Below are 19,517 nucleotides of genomic sequence, written 5' to 3' on the forward strand. Positions count from 1 at the left end.
GGGTGGCCAACCGGCCAGCGCCGGTTTTCAGCGGCATGCTAGCCGAGCCGGTGTTGCATTGTCAGCATCCGGCTGCCTTGAACTGCGCCTTGGGCTATGCTGATGGCCGATCTGCAGCCCATTCGGAATCTTCGCTCCATGATGCTGACCCAGCAATTTCCCGATATTTCCCTGGCCGACACGCTGTTCGTCTTCGCCCTCGAGGCGGAGGCCGGCGAGCTGTTTACCGAGATGAACACGCTGTTCACCGGCATCGGCAAGGTCAACGCCGCCATTGCCCTGACCAAGGCCATCCAGCAACGCAAGCCCAAACTGATCGTCAACCTCGGTTCGGCCGGCAGCGCCGGCCATGGCAAGGGCGCGCTGGTGTGCTGCACAGGCTTCGTGCAGCGCGACATGGACGTCACGCCGCTGGGTTTTGCCCGCTACGAGACGCCGCTCTCCGACATCCCGGTGCTGCTTGAGCATGGCCAGCGCGTTGCGGGCTTGCCGCTGGGCATTTGCGGCAGCGGTGACAGCTTCGAAATCAGTCACGGCGCTGCCCCGTACGACATCGTCGACATGGAGGCCTACGTGCTGGCGCTGATCGCCCGCAACGAAGACATTCCCTTCCTGTGCCTTAAGTACATTTCCGATGACGCTGGCAGCGACGCCGCAGACGACTGGTCGGTGCAGGTGCACCTGGCCGCCGAAGCCTTCAAGCGGGTGCTGTTCAGCCCCCAGGGTTGAGCCTGTGGTGGCGGCCTGAAACCGGCCAAGATGCGCGGGTGCGCCACATTGTTGCGCCTGCGCGTCGCGGCGATTGTGGCGCCTGCCTGCGTGCGGTATGAGTAGCCGACTCCCGCCGCCCAAGAGCGGGAGATCACAAGGAACGCCCCGAATGCCTCAGCTCAAGAACGCGATCTCTCTGGCCTTGCTGTTGCTGGCCACCCCTCTGGTTCACGCGCAAGCCGCCACGCCCGAAACCACCGTACGCTCCAACCTGCTGGTTGATGCAGTGGCCTGGCGCCAGACCGCAGCGGAATTCCGCGCCCTGTACTACCAGGGTTTCAACGTCGCCAAGGCGCGCCTGGACCAGGCCCTGGCCCAGCAGAAGCCGGGCGACAAGAAGCCTGCGATCATCAGCGATATCGACGACACCATTCTCAGCAGCAACACCTACTGGGGCTTTCTGATCGGCCAGGACAAGGAGTTCTTCGATGACGCGGTGTGGGACCGCTGGGTCGCCGCCAATGGCCCGACCCTGACCCCGGGGGCGCTGGAGTTTCTTGAGTATGCAAAATCCCGTGGGGTAGAGGTTTTCTACGTTTCCAGCCGCGACCAAGGCGACAAGACCTACGAGTACGCGCTCAACAACCTGCGCGCGCTCAAGGTGCCGTATGCCGACGAAGCCCACGTGACCATCCTGCGTGAAAGCTCGAACAAGGAGCCGGCCCAGCACAAGATCGCCGAGCAGTACAACGTGCTGCTGATGCTCGGTGACAACCTCAACGACTTCGAGCGCAGCTTCTACGTCGACAAGGTCGAGCAGCGTGCGCAGCTGGTGGACGCCAGCCGCAGCAAGTTTGGCGGCCAGTACATCATCTTCCCCAACCCCACCGACGGCCATTGGCTCAAGGCTATTTTCGGCGAGTCGGAACCGGCCGACACCCCGGCCAACCGGGCCAAGTTTCGCGAGGCGGCGCAGCGGGGCGCGTGGAAACCGGCCAGCCAATAGCCGCGAGCGTTTCATTGCACGTGGGTGGTTGGCTGAATGCGCGTTGCGAGCCCCGTTAAAAGGGGGACGCAAGCCTCGACGTTCAGCTATCCGCGAGCGGCCCCGGCCAAGGGGCGTGTCACCTGGCTATCTGAAGGTCACGGTAAAACTCAGTGAGCCGTTGGCCGGACCTGGTTCGGGGATGGCGGGGCCTAGCTGGACATAGCGGGCCTTCAGGGCGACCTGAGTGCTGCCATTCTGCACCTGGTCGAGGCGCACTTCCTGGCCCAGATGCACGGCTACCCCTTGGGCGGAGAATACCTGGATGCCGATCCCCCTGGCGCTGGAGCCGTTGCCCAGGCTCAAGATGCCACTGGCGGCATTGAGGATGGTGGAACCCTTGATGGGGTCGAGTCTGACGTTTGCGTAGTTGCCGCTGAAGTAGTTCCAGGCGCCGAAGTCGGGGTAGGTGCCGGCGGTACAACTGTGCAGGGCAATGGCAAAGTCTACTGCCGGGGTGCCGGTACCAGCGCCACTGAAGACGCTGCGTTGGTGGCTGCCCAAGGGAACGTTTATCTGATTGGAGGGGGCGGAGGGCAGGCTGCAACCTGCGACCGTTACCCTGGCATTAATGCTCCCCGCTGCCCATCGGCTGCCATTGAAAGACGTGTTGTAGAACACCCCGTTGATGTTGTGCCGGCCTGGCGCAATGTTACCGGTCTTCACTAAATAGGCCTTGTACCCATTGTAGTAATACTGTTGGCCGGAACTGCAGACAAAACCGATAGCATTTAAGAAGGGGAACGAAGGGGCTGGTGAACCGTCCGAAGCACAGCGCCATCCGCGAACGTGCTGTATGGCGATTCCGATCCCGGCCACTCCCGATGCATAGAGGTTCTGCCCCAGTGCCGCATCGAAGTTGTCTTCATACGCTGCGTTAACTCTGGGCGCGGGCGCTGCCAGCATCTGCAAATCCAGGCGGGCCTGCCCGCAGTCGTATACGAAAGCATCTGTATTGGCATTGAAGGCGTCAGCAATCCGCGAGCCAATCGGTGCATCCCTGGGGATAAAGACGTCCCTGAAATCATGCAGATTGGTCGTGGTGACCACTGAGCAGGGCGCCGCTAGCGCACTCTTGCCAGCAAGCAGCAGGCAGCCGGCGACGAGGCATTTGATCAAGGTAATGTTCATTGCATGTCCTCCACGGCCCGCTCTTGGGCCGGCTCAGTGTTCCGGGTAGCACGGGCAGGCGCCTGGCACGTCAGGTCCAGGGTGCGGTAGATCTGCTCGGTGGCCAGTGGCTCGATTTCGATGTGCAGCAGGCACTGTTCACTGGCGCGTTTGCCCCATTTCAGCGTGTAAGTCTGGGCCTGCCCGCTAGTGGCCAGCAGAGCCTGGCCGCCGGCACCGACCATGCCGGCTTCGGCTCCTTCGGCATCCAGTAGTTGGGCGCCGAAGGGCGGCAGGCTGCCGTCGGCCAGGCGCAGGTTGAGCACCAGTTTCTCGGTGTGCGAGGCCTTGAAGCTGGCCTTGACCACGGCACCGCGCCGGGGCACCAGGTTGGTCACGCCGTTGTCGATGTCGATCGAGCGCGGCAGCTCGCGGGTATCCAGGCTCACCCGGTTCTTGCGATAGGGGGTGAGGTAGGGCACCAGGGCGTAGCCACGGGTGTTGGTCAGGCTGCCGGGAGCATTGAGTACACCAACGTTGGGGGTGTTCTCGACATGCACCAGGGCCATGGTTTCGCCGAGGGTATGGCCGAACTCGAGGCCGTCGGCGTGCCCCAGCAGCGAGCCGCTGGCGCTGACAGTGCCACGCTGGTAGCCATCGCCGAGGCTCAAGCCAGCGCCCAGATTGGCATAGGGGGCGCGGTAGTTCAGCGACGCCGAACCGGCGTTGCCGCCCCGCTCGGAGCGGTTCACATCGACGTTGTAGGCGATACGCCCGTCCATGCCCGCTTGGCCGTTGAGGCCGGCGCGATGGTCCAGGGAACCGTCGTCGTTGCGCGTCAGGCCGTAGGTGCCGCTCTTGCCGCCGCCGAGGGGTAGCGAAAGGGTAAAGGCAATCTGGCTGGATTCACCGGAAGAGTCGGACAGGCTCTTGCTGGCATACAGCCCATAGGTGACGCCACGGTGCTGGGTGCTGAAGCCGAACTGCGCCTGCCGGTCCCGGCGCGAGCTGCCCCAATAGTTCTGTTGGCTGAGGTTGAGGTAGAACGAGCCGTAGTCCATCGACTGCGCCATGCTGGCTTCCAGCTTACTGCGCCTGGTGATGCCATGACGGGTGGTGTCGTCCTGCTGCCAGACCGCCTCGGTGAAGCTGCGGTAGCCTTCGGTTGAGTAGCGGTAGCCGGCGAAACGCACCGTGGTGCCGGTGGCAAAGGCCTTGCCATAGCGAAAACCATAGCTCTGGCCGGTATCGCGCTGACCGTGCCGTGTATCGGTGGCCGCCTGGGTGAAGTCGAGGGCAATGGCGCCAAACGAGCCGAGGCTTTTGCCCAGGCCGACCTGGCCAGCGCGATAGAAGTCGCTGCCAAGCAGGCCGCTGTACAGGGTGTAATCGAAGGGCAAACCGTAGGCCAGGGTCGCCTGGGCAAAGTGGGGCCGGCCAGCCTCCATCGCGGCGTTGTATTCGCCGGCGGCCAGGCTGTAGCGCCAGGTGCCCTGGCGCAGCAGGTTGCCGAGCGTAGCGTAGGGCTGGGTAAAGCGCCGTTCACGGCCATCGGCTTCGGTGATGATGACCTCCAGCTCGCCACTGCCGTTGGCGGCATTGAGATCATCGATCTCGAAAGGGCCGGGCGGCACGTAGGTTGAGTACAGTGAGTAGCCGTTCTGACGCACCTCCACCTTGGCTTGGGTTTCGGCGATGCCACGGATTACCGGGGCATATCCCTGCATCGAGTCCGGCAGCATGCCGAGGTCGGAGGCCAGTTGTACGCCGCGCAAGGGCAGGCTGTCGAACACCTCGCCAGGGGTGAAGCTGTCGCCGAGGGTCAGGGTGCCAGTGGCGCCGGGCAGGTCGCGCTGGGCATAAGTGTTGGAGCGTTGCCATTCCCGCCCGCCCTCGATGCTCTGGGTCAGGGACGAGTTCGAGCGTAGCCGCCAGCCGGCGACGTTTACACCGGCATTGAGGTACAGGTTGTATTGCTGGGTACTGCCCTGGACATCGCTGCGCCCTTGCGCTGCAGAAAACTGGTAGTTCAACAGGGCCGCATTGATGCCGCTGTCCCATTCCTCGTAGGCGACGTAACCTGCTGCATCGCGGCGCAGGGCGATCTGCGGGACGCTGATGTCCAGGGCCAGGCGGCTGCTATCGAAGCTGACGGCGCTGCCGTCGACCAGGTGCTCCAGATCGATACATTCGGCCGGCGCCCGATCGGTCTGCAAAGCTGCGAGCTTGACCCCCATTTCCTCCAGCAAGGGTGACTGCAGGCAGGGCTTTACCTCACCACTGGCAGACTCGGCGACGAAACGGATGTTGCGCCGGTCGAAGAAGCTCTGGTTGAGGCGCAGCACTACCGGGTAAATGCCAGGGCCGACGCTGGCACTGTTGGCAATGGCGTCCAGGTCCAGGTTGGGCCCGGCCGAGCTGCCGCCGAAGGGTTGCATGAAACCGGCGTCGAACTGCGTCGTCTGAGCATGCGTTGCGCCTGTCGCCGCGAGTGCGCAGGTGGCGACGGCGATCAGCGGCAGGGGCGGGAAACGCCTCGGTGGATGACGGTAACGAAGGGACATAACATCACTCAATACGCCGCCACCCTGCTGCACGTGGCGCAGGTGGCATAGCTGCAAGAAGGGAGGAAGGAGGCGAAGTTAGTGCGCGGCGCTCAACGACACTCGGGTGGGCTCGGTATAGCCGCCGTAGTCATTGATTGCCGAGAAGACGACCGCTTCGGGCGTGGCGGAGCCGAGCGCGTCCAGGGCGTAGCGTTGCTCGGCGAAGGGCGCGACCATCGTCGGTTCGTCGAGCTCGCGCTCCTGCTTGCCGAAGGCGGCCTTGATGCCGATGAAGGTGACATGAAACGGCGAGGGGTTTTGTACCCGCAACAGGGTTTTACCGTCTTCGCGCACGGTGCTCCAGCGCAACTGGGCGAGGGCCTCGGTCAGCGACCCCTTGAGTCCAACAGGGCGATAGAACAGCTTGATGCGGGTGCGCAGGGCGACCTTGAGGACGTTCTCATCCCCTGTAGTTGCCATGGGGATTTCCTGAGCGTTGAAATAGAACACTGATTCACGGTCAGTGGGGAGCTCCCCTCCGGTGTAGATGATCCGCACCATTTGCTCCTTCCTGGCGTCCAGGCGAAACAGCGGAGGCGTGGCCATGAATGCGGTAGCGACGCTGTTGTCGTCCGCTTGGGTGTTAACCCAGGCTTGCACGGCGTAGGGCTGATTGCTGGTATTGCCCGCGGTGATCGAGGCGTCACTCTTGCTGGCATCGAAGATGATACGGGTTGCGCTTAGCGTGACACTTGCATGGCTGTGCAGGCTTGCGAGCAATGCCAGTACGGCGACCACGCACGTTGCGAGGTTCACCAACGGGTGGGTGAATCGTGTGCGAAGTGGGTTCGTCATATCGACCGCTCCTGGTCAATCGTGGTGAGGCTGAGCCACAGGTCAGAGGGTGGCGAGAGCGTGCGCCCGGCTGTAAAGCCCTGCCGGGCGCTGACAGTGCAACCCCTGGGGTTACTGGATGTCCACGGTGAAGGAGGCTTTGGCGGTCACCGGGCCGGGAGCGGCAGTGCCTGTGGCGATGTAGTTCGCGGTGAAGCGCATCGGCTCGGCCAGATCCAGGTAGTCGCTGGATGGCGAACCGATCGCCACTTCCCGGCCGCTGGCATCCTTGAGCTGAATCGCTACGTTTCGAGCACTGCCGCCATCGGTCCCCAGCCACTGGCCGCTCGGGCCGGCCGCACCGCTCAGGGCCAGGAAGGTGACTTTCGCTTGTTTACCGGTGATATCGCAGTTTCCACCGGAGGTATCGACGGTCAGGCTGAAGGCGTTGCCGCCTGCCACGTCCCCGGCATTCGCCAGGCTGGAAGCTTGCACGCTGCCCAGGTTGACGTTGCCAGTGCTGCCGCCGTTTGGATCGGTAATGACGATGGCGCAGGTGTTGGCCGTGATATCGCCAGAAAAGTTGATTTCACCATCGGCGGCGCTGGCCAGCTGCGGGATACCGGCGAGTGCCAGTGCTGCGAAGAGACTGCTAACTGCGAACTTTTTCATTGGGACTCCAAAAGGATTGTGCGCCCGCAGGCGCCTGAATTCTTGTTCGCAAGGGGCCCGTTGTGATGCCAGGGAGGGGGTGGCCACTTGCGGGGCCAATGATGCGATAGTGGCCAAATGCCTCATGCAGTCCAATTCCGGCTGGCGTACTAGACGAATCCGAGCGACCGGAGGAAATTTCCTAAGGGGTTGGGTTGCGATGCCTAGCAGATTCAGTTGGAAACCAGTACGTAAGGCGAAGCTGAGCGTGGATTGACGGCTCAGACCATCAGCCAAAAAAAATCCCGCAGGCCATGAGGCCTGCGGGATTTTCAATGCAACCGTGAAACTTAGCGCTGCGGGTTGAGCACCAGGTTCATGTGACGGTTTACATCCTTGTACAGCAGGTAGCGGAACGGGCCCGGGCCGCCGGAGTAGCAAGCCTGCGGGCAGAAGGCGCGCAGCCACATGAAGTCACCGGCCTCGACCTCGACCCAGTCCTGGTTCAGGCGGTAAACGGCTTTACCTTCGAGCACGTACAGGCCGTGCTCCATGACGTGGGTCTCGGCGAACGGAATCACGCCGCCTGGCTGGAAGGTGACGATGTTGACGTGCATGTCGTGACGCATGTCGGCCATGTCGACGAAGCGGGTGGTGACCCAGGCGCCGTCGGTACCCGGCATCGGGATCGGCGCGATGTCTTTTTCGTTGGTGACGAACGCTTCCGGCAGGGCCAGGCCTTCAACCACCTGGTAGTGCTTGCGGATCCAGTGGAAGGTGACGTTCTTGCCACTGTTGTTGCGCAGGCTCCACTCGGCGGCCGGTGGAATGAAGGCGTAGCCGCCTTCCTTGAGGGTGTACGGCTTGCCTTGCAGGGTGATGTCGATTTCGCCTTCGACCACGAACAATACCGCTTCGGCGTTCTTGTCCAGCTCAGGACGCTCGCTGCCGCCTTCTGGCGCCACTTCGACGATGTACTGCGAGAAGGTCTCGGAGAAGCCGGTCAGCGGGCGGGCGATGACCCACATGCGCATCTTGTCCCAGAACGGCAGGTGGCTGGTGACGATGTCACGCATCACGCCTTTGGGGATGACCGCGTAGGCCTCGGTGAACATGGCACGGTCGGTCAGCAGTTCGGTCTGCGCCGGATGGCCGCCGTGGGGAGCGTAGTAATTGGACTTCGACATGGAACACCTTCTGTCGTTGTTGTTCTGGGGTTTTGTGTTGCATCGCCCGTGGGCGATTGTCTTTCTCTGCGGCGCAAGCCGGCAGAAACATGTTTGTTAGCGGGCGCGGACCTCGAACTGCAGGGCCGGCGCTGCCGGCACCAACTGGCCGCGGCGCACCAGGCGGCGCTCGGCCGGTGCGGCGGCGACTGCGGCGGCGCCGTTGTCAGCCTTGAGCACGATAAAGGTCGCTTCATTGCCGACCTTCAGACCGTAGTCGCTTTTGCCCAGCACTGCCGCACCGGCCGTGGTGGCCATGGCCAGTGCCACGTTCAAATCATCATCACTGTAGAAGCCCGAGCGGTAGCCGATCAGCATGGCGCGCTGGAGCATGTCGGCGTTGCCGTAGGGCCACCAGGCATCGCGGATATTGTCGTTGCCGGCGAACACGTTCACCCCGGCGGCGCGCAGGCGCAAGATCGGCGGGAAACCATGATCGCCCGGGGCGTTGGTCATGATCGCTACCCCGGCCTCGGCGAGGGTGGTGGCGGTACGCGCCACGACGTCGTCGTCGACCTGGCCCAGGGCATAGGCGTGGCTGACCGCAACGCGGCCATTGAGGCCGGCGGCGCGGGTGCGGGCGGCGATCCGTTGCAGTTGTTCGATGCCTTGCAGGCCGGGCTCGTGCAGGTGGATGTCGATCTTCACCGCATGGCGCTCGGCAATGCCGAAGACCACATCGAGCTGACCGTCGGCGTCGCCGTCGAGGGTGGTCGGGTCGATGCCGCCGATCACGTCGGCGCCTTCACGAATTGCCGCTTCCAGCACCTGCGCAGTGCCAGGGCAGGACATCACCCCGGCTTGCGGGAAGGCCACCAGCTCGATATCGACGATGCCGCGCCATTTCTCCCGCGCCTCCAGCACCGCCTGCAGGTTGCGCAGGCCGGTGGTGGCGTCGACGTCGACATGGCTGCGCATGGCCACGGTACCGAACGCTACTGCCTGGCGGATCAGCGCCTCGGCACGTTCGAGCATCGGTGGGGCAGCGGCCAGTTCGCGTTTTTCGATGGCCAGGCGTTCACGCAGGCTGCCCACCGCTTGATGCGGGTGCCAGCGATCGCCGACATAACTCTTGTCCAGGTGAATGTGGCCGTCGATCAGGCCGGGCAGCACCAGGTGGCCGGCCAGGTCGACGACCTCGGCACCTGCGCTGGGCGCACGTTCGCTGCCCAGGCTGACAATGCGCCCGTCGGCAACCGCAAGGTTGAGCGGGCTGCCATCGGCAGCAACAGCGTTGACGAATACTCGATCGATCATTTTCCAGCCCTTTGCCTGCTACTGATTCACACCCTATAGAAAGACCGCACCTATCCACAAATTAAATATTGGAATCGGTTGCAGTGGTTTTCTGAATGCGAACCCCGGGCTTGAGGCGGGCTCAGCCCAGCAGGTGCTTGAGCGGGTGATAGTCGGCCTTGAGCGTTTGCGTGGCTTTGAGAATCGCCTCTTCGATGCCGCGCAGGTGGGTGCACACCAGCTCGATGGCGGCGGCCTGGTCACCGGCCTCGATAAAGCCCAGCAGGCGCAGGTGCTCGTTGCCGCGACAGGCTTCGTGGCGCTCGTCATCCAGGGTCGAGGCGTACAGCGAGCCGCGCTCGATCAGCTTGCGGAACCAGTCGAGCAATACCGGGTTGTCGAGCACCTCGGCCAGGCGCAGGTGGAATTCGCCCAGCAGGTGGACGTAGCGGCCATGGTCGCCGGCGTCGGCGGCGGCTTCTTCGGCGGCCACATGCTGGTGCAGCGGGGCGAGGATGGCGGGATCTGCGCGGCGGCACAGCTCGGTGACGATGCCGATTTCGATCAGCCGGCGGGTTTCGAACACCGAGCGGATGTCATCGTCGCTGGGCAGCGAGACCCAGGCGCCCTTGTTCAGCTCGGTGGACACCAGGCCGTCGGCTTCCAGTTGCTTGAGGGCGGCGCGCACCGAGGTGCGGCTGACCTTGAACAGCTCGGCCAACGACGACTCGCCCAGCTTCATGCCGGGGCGCAGGGTGCGTTTTCTGATGGCCTCGTGAACCCCTTGGTAGACGCGCTCTACCGTCGATGCGGGGTGTTTTTCCGTCATTACCAGCTCCGATATGCCTTGACCTTATAAGCATGCCGTAAATGAGGGCTGCTGTGCACCACTGATGACCTCATCGCGGGTCAAGCCCGTACCTACAGAAATCGCATCGAGCTGTAGGAGCGGGCTTGACCCGCGACAGTTCCTGAATACACAAGTGTGTACTTGAGTAGCAAATTTATGGATACAAAAACTAACCCTAGCGTTACTGGTTTTCTCACCGTAACGCTGTAGGCGATTGACCACTTGATCAGGTTTATTCGCTTTTCAAGTGTTCAGGTGAAAAATTAAATCTATAAAAATCAATAGCTTAATTGCGCTTTCAGGATGCGCTCTCAACCCCTTCGCCACCCATCTGGCACACATATTGTTCGTCGAAAATCGTTAGACAAAAATTGTATGCAATCTTTGTATGCATCGGCGCAGGGCAGCGCCAACACTGCGGTCCCACTCTTCAAATCCAACAATAATTCGCTGCAACACCCTGACTCAGGGGCTGCAGAAGGAGCCCGGGGAACATGCAACTGGATACTTCCAACCCGCTGCAAACCGCCTACCTGCCGCCGCAGGCCGCGCCGCTCGAGCCGGGGGCGCTGAGCCCCAGGCTGCACAATGCCGACCTCGCGCCAACCAAGGCCGAAGGACGGCGTTGGGGCGGCTACAGCATCTTTGCCTTGTGGACCAACGATGTGCACAACATCGCCAACTATTCCTTCGCCATGGGCCTGTTTGCCCTCGGGTTGTCCGGTTGGCAGATGCTTGCGGCGCTGAGCATCGGCGCCGTGCTGGTGTATTTCTTCATGAACCTTTCGGGCTACATGGGGCAGAAAACCGGTGTGCCGTTCCCGGTGATCAGCCGCATGAGTTTCGGCATTTATGGCGCGCAGTTGCCGGCGATCATCCGCGCGGTGATCGCCATCGCCTGGTTCGGCATCCAGACCTACCTGGCCTCGGTGGTGCTGCGGGTGCTGCTGGTGGCGGTGTCGCCGGACCTCGCACGCTTCGATCAGGACGCGATCCTCGGCCTGTCGAGCCTTGGCTGGGTGAGTTTTATCGCCATCTGGCTGGTGCAGCTGGTGATCCTCACCTTCGGCATGGAGATGGTGCGCAAGTACGAATCCTTCGCCGGGCCGGTGATTCTTTCCACCGTGCTGATCCTGGCGGTGTGGATGTACCTGCGGGTCGATGGCAACCTGGCCTGGTCGGTCGGCGAGCCGCTGACCGGCTGGACGATGTGGACCCAGGTGTTTGCCGGTGGCGCGTTGTGGCTGGCGATTTACGGCACGCTGATCCTCAACTTTTGCGACTTCGCCCGTTCCGCGCCGTGCCGCAAGACCATCCGCGTTGGCAACTTCTGGGGCCTGCCGGTGAACATCCTGGTGTTCGCGGTGATCAGCTTCGTGCTGGCCGGGGCGCAGTTCAGCATCGATGGCCGGGTGATCGACAGCCCGACCCAGATCGTCGCGGCGATCCCCGACAAGGTCTTCCTGGTGCTTGGTTGCCTGGCGTTCCTGATCGTCACCGTGGCGGTGAACATCATGGCCAACTTCGTCGCCCCGGCCTTCGTGCTCTCGAGCCTGGCGCCAAGCCGCCTGAACTTTCGCCGCGCAGGCTTGATCAGCGCGACCCTGGCGGTGCTGATCCTGCCCTGGAACCTCTACAACAGCCCACTGGTGATCGTCTACTTCCTTTCCGGCCTGGGCGCGCTGCTGGGGCCGCTGTACGGGATCATCATGGTCGACTACTGGCTGATCCGCAAAGCCCAGGTGCACGTGCCCGACCTCTACAGCGAAGCGGCCAGCGGCACCTATCACTACACCCGCGGGGTCAACTACAAGGCAGTCGCCGCCCTGGTGCCCTCGGCCATTGCCGCCGTGGTGCTGTCGCTGGTACCGGCCTTCAGCGCCCTGACGCCGTTCTCCTGGTTCTTCGGCGCCGCCATTGCCGGCGGCGTGTACTACCTGATCTCTGATCGCAACAAACATTACGTGGACTGTTCCGGCGAGCACTTTGCCGTCGACAGCGCCCAGCACTGAGTTCTGCACAAGGAATACCGCAATGAGAATTCTGGTCGTAAACGTCAACACCACGCAGTCGATCACCGACGCCATCGCCCGCCAGGCGCGCAGCGTGGCCTCGTCGGGCACCGAGATCGTCGGCCTGACCCCGCGCTTTGGCGCCGAATCGGTGGAGGGCAATTTTGAAAGTTACCTGGCGGCGGTGGCCGTGATGGAGCGGGTGCTCAGCTACGACCAGCCGTTCGATGCGGTGATCCAGGCCGGTTACGGCGAACATGGCCGCGAAGGCCTGCAGGAGCTGCTCAATGTACCGGTGGTGGACATCACCGAGGCGGCAGCCAGCGTGGCGATGCTGCTCGGCCATCGCTATTCGGTGGTGACCACCCTGGACCGTACCGTGCCGCTGATCGAAGACCGCCTGAAGCTGGCCGGGCTGGACAGCCGCTGCGCCTCGGTGCGCGCCAGTGGCCTGGCGGTGCTGGAGCTTGAAGAAGATCCGCAGCGGGCCATCGAGTCGGTGGTACGCGAAGCCGAGGAGGCGGTTAATGTCGACAAGGCCGAGGTGATTTGCCTGGGTTGTGGCGGCATGGTCGGGCTGGAGGAGCGGATCCAGGCGCGTACCGGGGTGCCGGTGGTCGATGGGGTGACGGCGGCGGTGGCGCTGGCGGAGTCGCTGGTGCGCCTGAAGCTGAGTACCTCGAAGGTGCGCACCTACGCCAAGCCGCGGCAGAAGCAGATTCTGGGCTGGCCTCGGGCGATGTTGGAATGAATGGCCTGGTCCACTTATGAAAAAGGCCCGCATTGTGCGGGCCTTTCTTACTCAGCGGTGTTTGTGCTTACGCTTGTGCTTGTGTTTATGCCCGCTGGAATCGTGACGGTTATCGTCGGCGATGTTGTTGCCCAGGGCGCCGCCGGCCGCGCCACCGAGGCCGGCACCGATGGTCGAGCCGGTGCGCCCGCCCACCTGGTTGCCGATCACCGAGCCACCAGCCGAACCCAGGCCGCCGCCGATCGCAGCTTCCGTGCGGTTGCCCTTGCGTGCGCCGACCGCGCTACCGGCGGCGCCACCGACGCCGGCGCCAATGGCTGCGCCGGTGCTGCCGCCGATCTGCTGGCCGACCACGTTACCCAACGCCCCGCCCAGGCCACCACCAATGGCGGCGGTGCCGTCGCCGGCAGCCATGGCGCCCTGGGAGAGCAGGATACCCAGCGTCAATGCAGGTAATGAGATACGCATGTTGTTAGCCTCAGGAAATACGGGGGTTATGGGAACAGCGGGCAGCTCAGTCGTCATCATCGTCGTCACGGTCGCGACGCCGGTCATGGTCGTAGTTGCGGTAGCGGTCGTCATCGCGGTAGCGCTTGTAGTTGCGATGGTCGTGATCGTCGCGGTCGTCCCAGTCGCGGGAGTAGCGATGGTCACGGTCGCCACGGCGGTAATCGTCGCGGTCGTAATCGTGGTAATAGCAGCCGGAGGCGGCCAGTACGCTGGTGATCACGGCGATTTGCGTCAGCTGTTTCAGCACTGAGGGTCCTTGATCCGCAGGGCGGTAGGGAAGGTACAAACTCAGACTGTGTTTTCGGGATTTTGTTTCCCCATGAGCGTTGTAATTTGCCGCAACAAAAAAGGCCCACCGAGGTGGGCCAAACGTTCTGAAGGGAGGAATTGGAGGATAAATCCGCGGCGGTTAAGCCGTCGTTAAGGCGGGGCCGGGTCTATAATTTTTTCGCGTTGCCCGTCTTGCCCTCCACATCCCGCTTCGGGTCGGTGCCGCCATGCCTGCAGAGAACCAGCCGCTACCCGCGTCGCAGATCCTCTTCGACGATGCTGATTGCGGTTTGTTGCTGACCGCCGAAAACGGCCAGATCGAGCGGGTCAACCTGACCTTCTGTCGCTGGATCGGCTATCGCCGCGACGAACTGCTGGGCCGCCCCATTCAAAGCCTGATGAGCCTGGATGCGCGCACCTTCCACCAGGCCTACTGGTTGCCGCTGCTGCAAATCCAGGGCTCGGTGGTCGATGTCAAATTCGACCTGCTGCACCATGACGGCTACACCTTGCCGATGATGCTCAGCGCCATCAGTTGCGAGCACGACACTGGCGTCTTCCATGAACTGGCGCTGTTCAAGGCCGAAGGCCGGCCGCGTTACGAGCGGGCGCTGCTCAACGCGCGGATGCTCGCCGAGCAGCACCTGGCCAAGCACCTGAAAACCCGCCGGGCGCTGGACATCGCCCAGGGCAAGTTGCGGGTCATGCATGCCGCCACCGAAAACCGTGCGCTGTTTGCCGAACAGATGGTCGGCATCGTCAGCCACGACCTGCGCAACCCCCTGGCGGCGATCAAGATGGCCGCCGACCTGCTCGGGCGTGGCCTGCTGGATGCCAAGCAGACCCAGGTGCTGGGCCATATCACCCATTCGGCCGATCGCGCGCAGCGCCTGGTGGCCGACTTGCTCGATTTCACCCTGGTGCAGGTCGGGCGCGGCATCGCCGTGAGCGTGCAGCCGGTGCGCCTGCACGAACTGATTAGCCAGTGCCTTGAAGAGCTGCGCCTGGTGTTTCCCGACCATCGCCTGGTTCATCAGGTGGTGGGCGACGGCGAGTTCATCGCCGACAGCGACCGGCTCTACCAACTGGTCGGCAACCTGGTGGCCAACGCCATGGCTTACGGGGCGCCGGGCAGCGAAGTCAGTGTGACCTCGCGTTTCGAGGATGACAGGGTGGTACTGGCGGTGCACAACCTTGGCACACCGATCCCGCCGGAGCTGCTGGACAACCTGTTCGAGCCGATGATCCGTGGCAGCCACGACAATGCCGAGCTGCGCAGCGTCGGCCTGGGGCTGTTCATTGTGCGCGAGATCGTCCGCGCCCATGGTGGCGAGGTGGTGGTCAGTTCATCGAAGAAAGCCGGCACCACGTTTACCGCGACCTTTACCCGAAGTTGACAGGCGCGCGCATCTGCGCCAAGTTGGCCGCCTTCAAGCCTGACCTCGGTCGGGCTTTTGTTTTTTCTGGCAGGGATGTCGATCGATCGTGAAGTTTCTCAAGAAAGCCGTGTGGTTTGTCCTGTGTGTTACCTCCGGGATTGTTATGGGTACCGGATTGTTCCAGTTCGTCGGGCCTGGCGGCAATACTGACCTGGGCGCGATGCTGGTGATGATCGCGTTCTTCATGGGCTATTTTTTGCGCCCGCAACGCCCGCGGCAAGTGGTGCGCTGAGCCATGGACTGGAAAGCCCTGGAAAACAGCCTGGTCGAGTCGGCCCGGGCCACCCTGGAGGTGCTGCTCGCTGAAGGTGTCGGGCCGCTGTATGGCGCCGCCTTCCATGCCAGCTACCGCGAAGAGGAGCGGGTCATCGACCTGCCGTCGTTTGCCGCCAACAGCCTGGCGGCGCTGGAGGAGGATCATCCGCGGCGCAAGCAGGAGGGCTTCTGGGGCGTGCAGTGGAACCCGGCGGACTGGCGCTGGGACTGGATGCTGGACGATTACGCCAACCCCACCCTGAGTGCCCTCGAAGCGCCGATGCAAGCCTACGCCAATCGCGCCGGGCCGGATGCCTGGACGGCGGCCGAGCAGCGGTTTGTGCAGACCGTGGCGCGCGCTGCCAAGGCGCTTAACCGCATTTACGCTAAAGACCCACGGCTGGCCAAGGACTTCATCGTGTTCTTCCATGATGAATGCGGCGGGCCGCAGCTTGCGGCCAAAAGCCTGACGCCACGCCAGTTTCTGCTGCACTTCCCCGAGCAGGACGCCACCGGCCAGGAGCGTCGCCGGGTAGCCGCGCTGGCAGAGCAAGAGCAGGTGAGTTATTACCTGCGCTGCCTTGTCCGTCCTATGCCGATTGACGCTGAAGAGGCCTGCCGCTGGCTGATTGCCCGGGGTGCCAGCGCCACGGCAGCGCTGGTGCAGATGCTGCACAAGGGCCCGGAGCGCTGGCGGGCGGCGATGCTCCTGGGGCTTGCCGGGGTCGCCGACCCGGCGGCAATCGCGGCGCTGCGCTTGCAAGTGGCCAGCGGCACAGAGCCGAGCACGCGCAGGTGGAGCGCCAACGCGCTGGGTTACCTGGGTGATTTCGACTGGTTGCTGGCGCAGGCTGATGACGCAGCGCTGGCGAGCTTGGCGGTGGCGGGTTGCTGCGCCAATCTTCGGGCCTTTCGGGATCAGGGCGCGCAGGCGTCGGTACTTGACTACCGGCCGCTGGAAACCCTGCTGCAGCGTTACCCGCAGTGCGCAGCGGACGCCGAGGAGGTGATCAAGCCGGGCTCCAGCTACTGCACCATCAGCAACAGCGATATCGACGAAGCGCTGCGCGGCCTGGGGTGCGAGCATGTCGCCATTCGCCGCCATGCCGCCTGTGTGCTCGACAACCGTCGGCTGGGCAAACGCAAACTGGCACCGGTGCTGGTTGCGCTGCGCCAGTGTCTCGATGATCCAGACCCAAAAGTGGTGTACCTGGCCGGCCTGACCCTGGAGTCGCTGCAGCGCTGAGACGGGCAACCTGCCTCTGTCTTGGCAGCCACTGGTCCAGCGGACACAGCTCCACTGTGGGGCTTTGCCAGCGATGAGGCCAGTGCAGGCGGCACATAAGGTGGTGTCTGGATTGCGACCGCTTCGCGCTCGATCGCGGGGCAAGGCCCGCTCCTACAGGTCCGGTGTATGCAGATCTATTGTGGGAGCAACTGTCTTGATCAGGCTGTTAGCACATCACCTGGCGCCTGCTCGCCTGGCGCCGCAAACACTCAACCATACAAAGGACAGCAACCAGACGTAATACCCATAGGTGTACCCGGTAACGGTGAACTGACCGTCCTCGTCATACAGGCTCACCCGTTGCCACTGCAGCGACAACCCGGCCAGCAACGCCAGCAGGGCATAGATCAACCGGCGCCTGTCGCTACGGGTGCGGTAGGCCGCCAGGAACAAGGGGTTCGCCAGCCAGGCGAAGTAGCCGAACAGCATCGCCGGCAAGCCCAGGATGCAAGCAATGAAGCCGGAATTGGTGGTGTGGCTGTACACCTCGCGCAGCCAGTTGTGCTCCTCGCTGTGCACCGCCGGGAGCACCAGGCTCAGCAGGTACAGAGCAAGAGCCAGGTGACGCCATTGCAGCCGAGGCAGGCGCAATTTTCTCATCGTGGCAACTCGATGCGCGCCACCAGGCCACCGCCCTGGCGGTTGCTCAGGAGCAGTTCGCCGCCTTGTTCACGCACTGCCGAGCGCGCCGACGACAGCCCCAGGCCAACCCCACCGGTATCACGGTTGCGCGAGGACTCCAGGCGAAAGAACGGCATGAACACCTGTTCCAGCGAGGCCTCGGCAATGCCCGGGCCGCGGTCGCGGATTTCGATGACGACGGCCTGGGCGGCGCTGCTCAACTGCACTTCGGGCTCGCGGGCGTACTTCAGGGCATTTTCCAGAAGATTGGTCACGGCGCGCTTCAAACCCAGTGGCCGGCCATGGAACACCAGGTTGGCCGGGCCTTCGAAAGCGATGCCGATCTGCTGGTCGCGGTAGTCGTCGATCAGGGTTTGCAGCAGTTCGGCCAGGTCGAACGGGGTGGTTTCTTCCAGCCGGGTTTCGTCGCGGAAAAACCCCAGCGCGGCATTGATCATGCTTTGCATCTCATCAACGTCACGGAACAGCTTGCGCTGTTGCTCGGGGTCGTCGATGAACTCGCCGCGCAGGCGCATGCGCGTCAAGGGCGCGCGCAAGTCGTGGGAGATGGCGGCGAGCATCTGCGTACGCTCGGCGACGAAGTGCTGGATCTGCGCCTGCATGGTGTTGAAGGCGGTGATCGCCTGGCGCCATTCGTGCGGGCCTTCGAGGCGGATGGGCGGTGCGCGAAAATCACTGCCAAAGCGCCGCGCCGCACGGGCGAAGCGCTGCAGCGGGCCGGCCAGCTGGCGGGTGCCGACCCAGGCCACCAGCAGCGCGGCAACCAGGGCCAGCACGCCGATGATGGTAAAGCGCATGGCCGAGCTCAGGCCCCAGCTGCGATATGGCGGGGTGAAGGCCAGCCAGCTGCCGTCGCTGATCTGCATGACCAGCTTGTAATGGGCGTCGGCGCTGTCCACCGGCCAGTCGCTGGGCTGGAATCCCTCAAGCTGGCGTGGGCTGTCGGCCAGCAGGCGCTGCAGCGGCGGGGCTTCTTCGAGGGTAATCCGTGCGCCCGGCCCGGGCAGCTGCAGGTCGGCGCGCTGGCGGCTCCACTGCACCTCGAGCAGCGGGTTGCTGGCGGCCTTGGCCAGGGTCGCGCGCAGTTCCGGTGGCGCCGCTTCGAGGGTGCGGGTGGTGACGGCGATCTGTTCCAGCAGGCCGGTCTGGGTCAACGGCGGGCGCGCCCAGACCCCGGCCATTTGCACGAACAGCACATTGAGCGCCACCGAGGTCAGCATCGCCGCGATGATGGTCAGGGCGATGCGCCGGCTGATGCTGTCGCGGCGCAGGTCGAGGCGGATCACGAGCGGCTGACCTTGGCGCTGAACAGGTAACCGCCATTGCGCACGGTGCGGATCAGCTCCGGGCGCTTGCTGTCGGGCTCGATCTTGCGCCGCAGGCGGCTGACCTGCACGTCGATGCTGCGGTCGAACGCCTCGTGGCCCTGGCCGCGGGCGAGGTCGATCAGTTGCTCGCGGGTGAGGATGCGCTGCGGGTGTTCGAGGAATACCAGCAACAGGTCGAACTCACCGGCCGACAGCGGCACCATCACCCCGTCGGGGGTGCGCAGTTCGCGGCGGGTGACGTCCAGTTGCCAGTGGTCGAAATGAATCAGCGGGCGGCTTTCCTCGGTTGTCGGGCGCAGTTGCTCACCGGCCCGGCGCTGCACCGCGCGCAGGCGGGCGAGCAGTTCGCGGGCGTCGAAGGGCTTGCCCAGGTAGTCGTCGGCGCCCAGCTCCAGGCCGACGATGCGGTCGCTGAGCTCGTCCATGGCAGTGAGCATGATGATCGGGATGCCGGTGTTGGCGCGCAGTTTCTGGCACAGGCTCAGGCCGCCTTCGCCGGGCAGCATCAGGTCGAGGATGATGATGTCCGGGCGCTGCTGTTCGATCGCCGCCCACATGGCCTCGCCGTTGCCGGCCAGGTCGACGTCATAGCCGTGGCGGACAAAGAACTTCTTCAGCAGGGCACAAATTTCCAGGTCGTCATCGACGATCAGCAGTCTGCTCACGTTGTGGTCCACGGGCCGTGAAAAGTGCGTATCTAAAACCATTCTGCGCTGCCGGTCATTTATTTCAATCTCGTAACATTCCTGCAAGGCCGACACAAAGCGGACATCAGCCAGCAAAAGCCCTGGGGCAGGCTGTGGCCAGTTCACT

At 63.6% G+C, this 19,517-nt stretch carries 19 protein-coding genes; 7 read left to right on the forward strand and 12 right to left on the reverse strand.

What is annotated here, in order from left to right; genetic code table 11:
- Positions 1-138: 138 nt before the first annotated feature.
- A complete protein-coding gene (locus LOY54_RS10450) occupies positions 139-729 on the forward strand; it encodes a nucleosidase (protein WP_195883679.1) in 591 nt (196 codons plus the stop codon).
- 151 nt (positions 730-880) lie between these two features.
- Positions 881-1,717, forward strand: a complete 837-nt coding sequence (locus tag LOY54_RS10455) for a 5'-nucleotidase, lipoprotein e(P4) family (RefSeq protein ID WP_258610331.1) — start codon at positions 881-883, stop codon at positions 1,715-1,717.
- 126 nt (positions 1,718-1,843) lie between these two features.
- On the opposite strand, the gene LOY54_RS10460 is transcribed toward LOY54_RS10455, so the two are convergent.
- The 7 genes from LOY54_RS10460 to LOY54_RS10490 form a co-directional block, all read right to left on the reverse strand.
- Complete coding sequence (locus LOY54_RS10460; protein ID WP_258610332.1) at positions 1,844-2,887, reverse strand: fimbrial protein; 1,044 nt, start codon at positions 2,885-2,887, stop codon at positions 1,844-1,846.
- Positions 2,884-5,430, reverse strand: a complete 2,547-nt coding sequence (locus LOY54_RS10465) for a fimbria/pilus outer membrane usher protein (RefSeq protein ID WP_258610333.1) — start codon at positions 5,428-5,430, stop codon at positions 2,884-2,886. Before LOY54_RS10465 ends, LOY54_RS10460 begins: the two co-directional genes overlap by 4 nt.
- Before the next feature lie 78 nt (positions 5,431-5,508).
- Positions 5,509-6,267: a molecular chaperone gene (locus LOY54_RS10470; protein ID WP_258610334.1), complete on the reverse strand. Its 759-nt coding sequence runs from the start codon at positions 6,265-6,267 to the stop codon at positions 5,509-5,511.
- Positions 6,268-6,378: 111 nt separating this feature from the next.
- A complete protein-coding gene (locus tag LOY54_RS10475; RefSeq protein WP_258610335.1) occupies positions 6,379-6,918 on the reverse strand; it encodes a fimbrial protein in 540 nt (179 codons plus the stop codon).
- A gap of 329 nt (positions 6,919-7,247) precedes the next feature.
- Positions 7,248-8,084 (reverse strand): bifunctional allantoicase/(S)-ureidoglycine aminohydrolase, encoded by an 837-nt coding sequence (locus tag LOY54_RS10480; protein WP_045201227.1) that lies wholly within the window; start codon positions 8,082-8,084, stop codon positions 7,248-7,250.
- A 96-nt stretch (positions 8,085-8,180) separates the two neighbouring features.
- Positions 8,181-9,380 (reverse strand): amidohydrolase family protein, encoded by a 1,200-nt coding sequence (locus tag LOY54_RS10485; protein WP_258610336.1) that lies wholly within the window; start codon positions 9,378-9,380, stop codon positions 8,181-8,183.
- 121 nt (positions 9,381-9,501) lie between these two features.
- Positions 9,502-10,188 carry a GntR family transcriptional regulator gene (locus LOY54_RS10490; RefSeq protein WP_045201229.1) on the reverse strand — a complete coding sequence of 229 codons (687 nt, stop codon included), beginning with the start codon at positions 10,186-10,188 and terminating at the stop codon, positions 9,502-9,504.
- A 515-nt stretch (positions 10,189-10,703) separates the two neighbouring features.
- Here LOY54_RS10490 and LOY54_RS10495 point away from each other — a divergent pair.
- On the forward strand, positions 10,704-12,221 hold the full coding sequence (locus LOY54_RS10495) for an NCS1 family nucleobase:cation symporter-1 (protein ID WP_258610337.1): 1,518 nt from the start codon (positions 10,704-10,706) through the stop codon (positions 12,219-12,221).
- 22 nt (positions 12,222-12,243) lie between these two features.
- Positions 12,244-12,972 carry an aspartate/glutamate racemase family protein gene (locus tag LOY54_RS10500; protein ID WP_258610338.1) on the forward strand — a complete coding sequence of 243 codons (729 nt, stop codon included), beginning with the start codon at positions 12,244-12,246 and terminating at the stop codon, positions 12,970-12,972.
- Between the two features lie 51 nt (positions 12,973-13,023).
- On the opposite strand, the gene LOY54_RS10505 is transcribed toward LOY54_RS10500, so the two are convergent.
- Positions 13,024-13,440 carry a glycine zipper domain-containing protein gene (locus tag LOY54_RS10505; RefSeq protein ID WP_093384495.1) on the reverse strand — a complete coding sequence of 139 codons (417 nt, stop codon included), beginning with the start codon at positions 13,438-13,440 and terminating at the stop codon, positions 13,024-13,026.
- Between the two features lie 46 nt (positions 13,441-13,486).
- Positions 13,487-13,729: a hypothetical protein gene (locus LOY54_RS10510; protein WP_052676555.1), complete on the reverse strand. Its 243-nt coding sequence runs from the start codon at positions 13,727-13,729 to the stop codon at positions 13,487-13,489.
- 250 nt (positions 13,730-13,979) lie between these two features.
- On the opposite strand from LOY54_RS10510, the gene LOY54_RS10515 reads away from it, so the two are divergent.
- The 3 genes from LOY54_RS10515 to LOY54_RS10525 all read left to right on the forward strand — a co-directional run bounded on the left by LOY54_RS10515 (position 13,980) and on the right by LOY54_RS10525 (position 16,692).
- Positions 13,980-15,149: a PAS domain-containing sensor histidine kinase gene (locus LOY54_RS10515; protein ID WP_258610339.1), complete on the forward strand. Its 1,170-nt coding sequence runs from the start codon at positions 13,980-13,982 to the stop codon at positions 15,147-15,149.
- A gap of 145 nt (positions 15,150-15,294) precedes the next feature.
- Positions 15,295-15,423: a hypothetical protein gene (locus LOY54_RS10520; RefSeq protein WP_258610340.1), complete on the forward strand. Its 129-nt coding sequence runs from the start codon at positions 15,295-15,297 to the stop codon at positions 15,421-15,423.
- Positions 15,424-15,426: 3 nt separating this feature from the next.
- Positions 15,427-16,692 (forward strand): DUF4303 domain-containing protein, encoded by a 1,266-nt coding sequence (locus tag LOY54_RS10525; protein WP_258610341.1) that lies wholly within the window; start codon positions 15,427-15,429, stop codon positions 16,690-16,692.
- 216 nt (positions 16,693-16,908) lie between these two features.
- Here LOY54_RS10525 and LOY54_RS10530 read toward each other — a convergent pair whose 3' ends face one another.
- Genes LOY54_RS10530 through LOY54_RS10540 form a run of 3 tightly spaced genes read right to left on the reverse strand, consistent with a single transcriptional unit; the run spans position 16,909 to position 19,411 of the window.
- Positions 16,909-17,334 carry a hypothetical protein gene (locus tag LOY54_RS10530; protein ID WP_258610342.1) on the reverse strand — a complete coding sequence of 142 codons (426 nt, stop codon included), beginning with the start codon at positions 17,332-17,334 and terminating at the stop codon, positions 16,909-16,911.
- On the reverse strand, positions 17,331-18,662 hold the full coding sequence (locus LOY54_RS10535; RefSeq protein WP_258610343.1) for a cell wall metabolism sensor histidine kinase WalK: 1,332 nt from the start codon (positions 18,660-18,662) through the stop codon (positions 17,331-17,333). Before LOY54_RS10535 ends, LOY54_RS10530 begins: the two co-directional genes overlap by 4 nt.
- Positions 18,659-19,411 (reverse strand): response regulator, encoded by a 753-nt coding sequence (locus LOY54_RS10540; protein ID WP_093384480.1) that lies wholly within the window; start codon positions 19,409-19,411, stop codon positions 18,659-18,661. The genes LOY54_RS10535 and LOY54_RS10540 overlap by 4 nt, the downstream gene beginning before the upstream one ends.
- Positions 19,412-19,517 lie beyond the last annotated feature (106 nt).

It is taken from the genome of Pseudomonas sp. B21-032, from assembly GCF_024748965.1.
In the GTDB taxonomy this organism is placed as follows: domain Bacteria; phylum Pseudomonadota; class Gammaproteobacteria; order Pseudomonadales; family Pseudomonadaceae; genus Aquipseudomonas.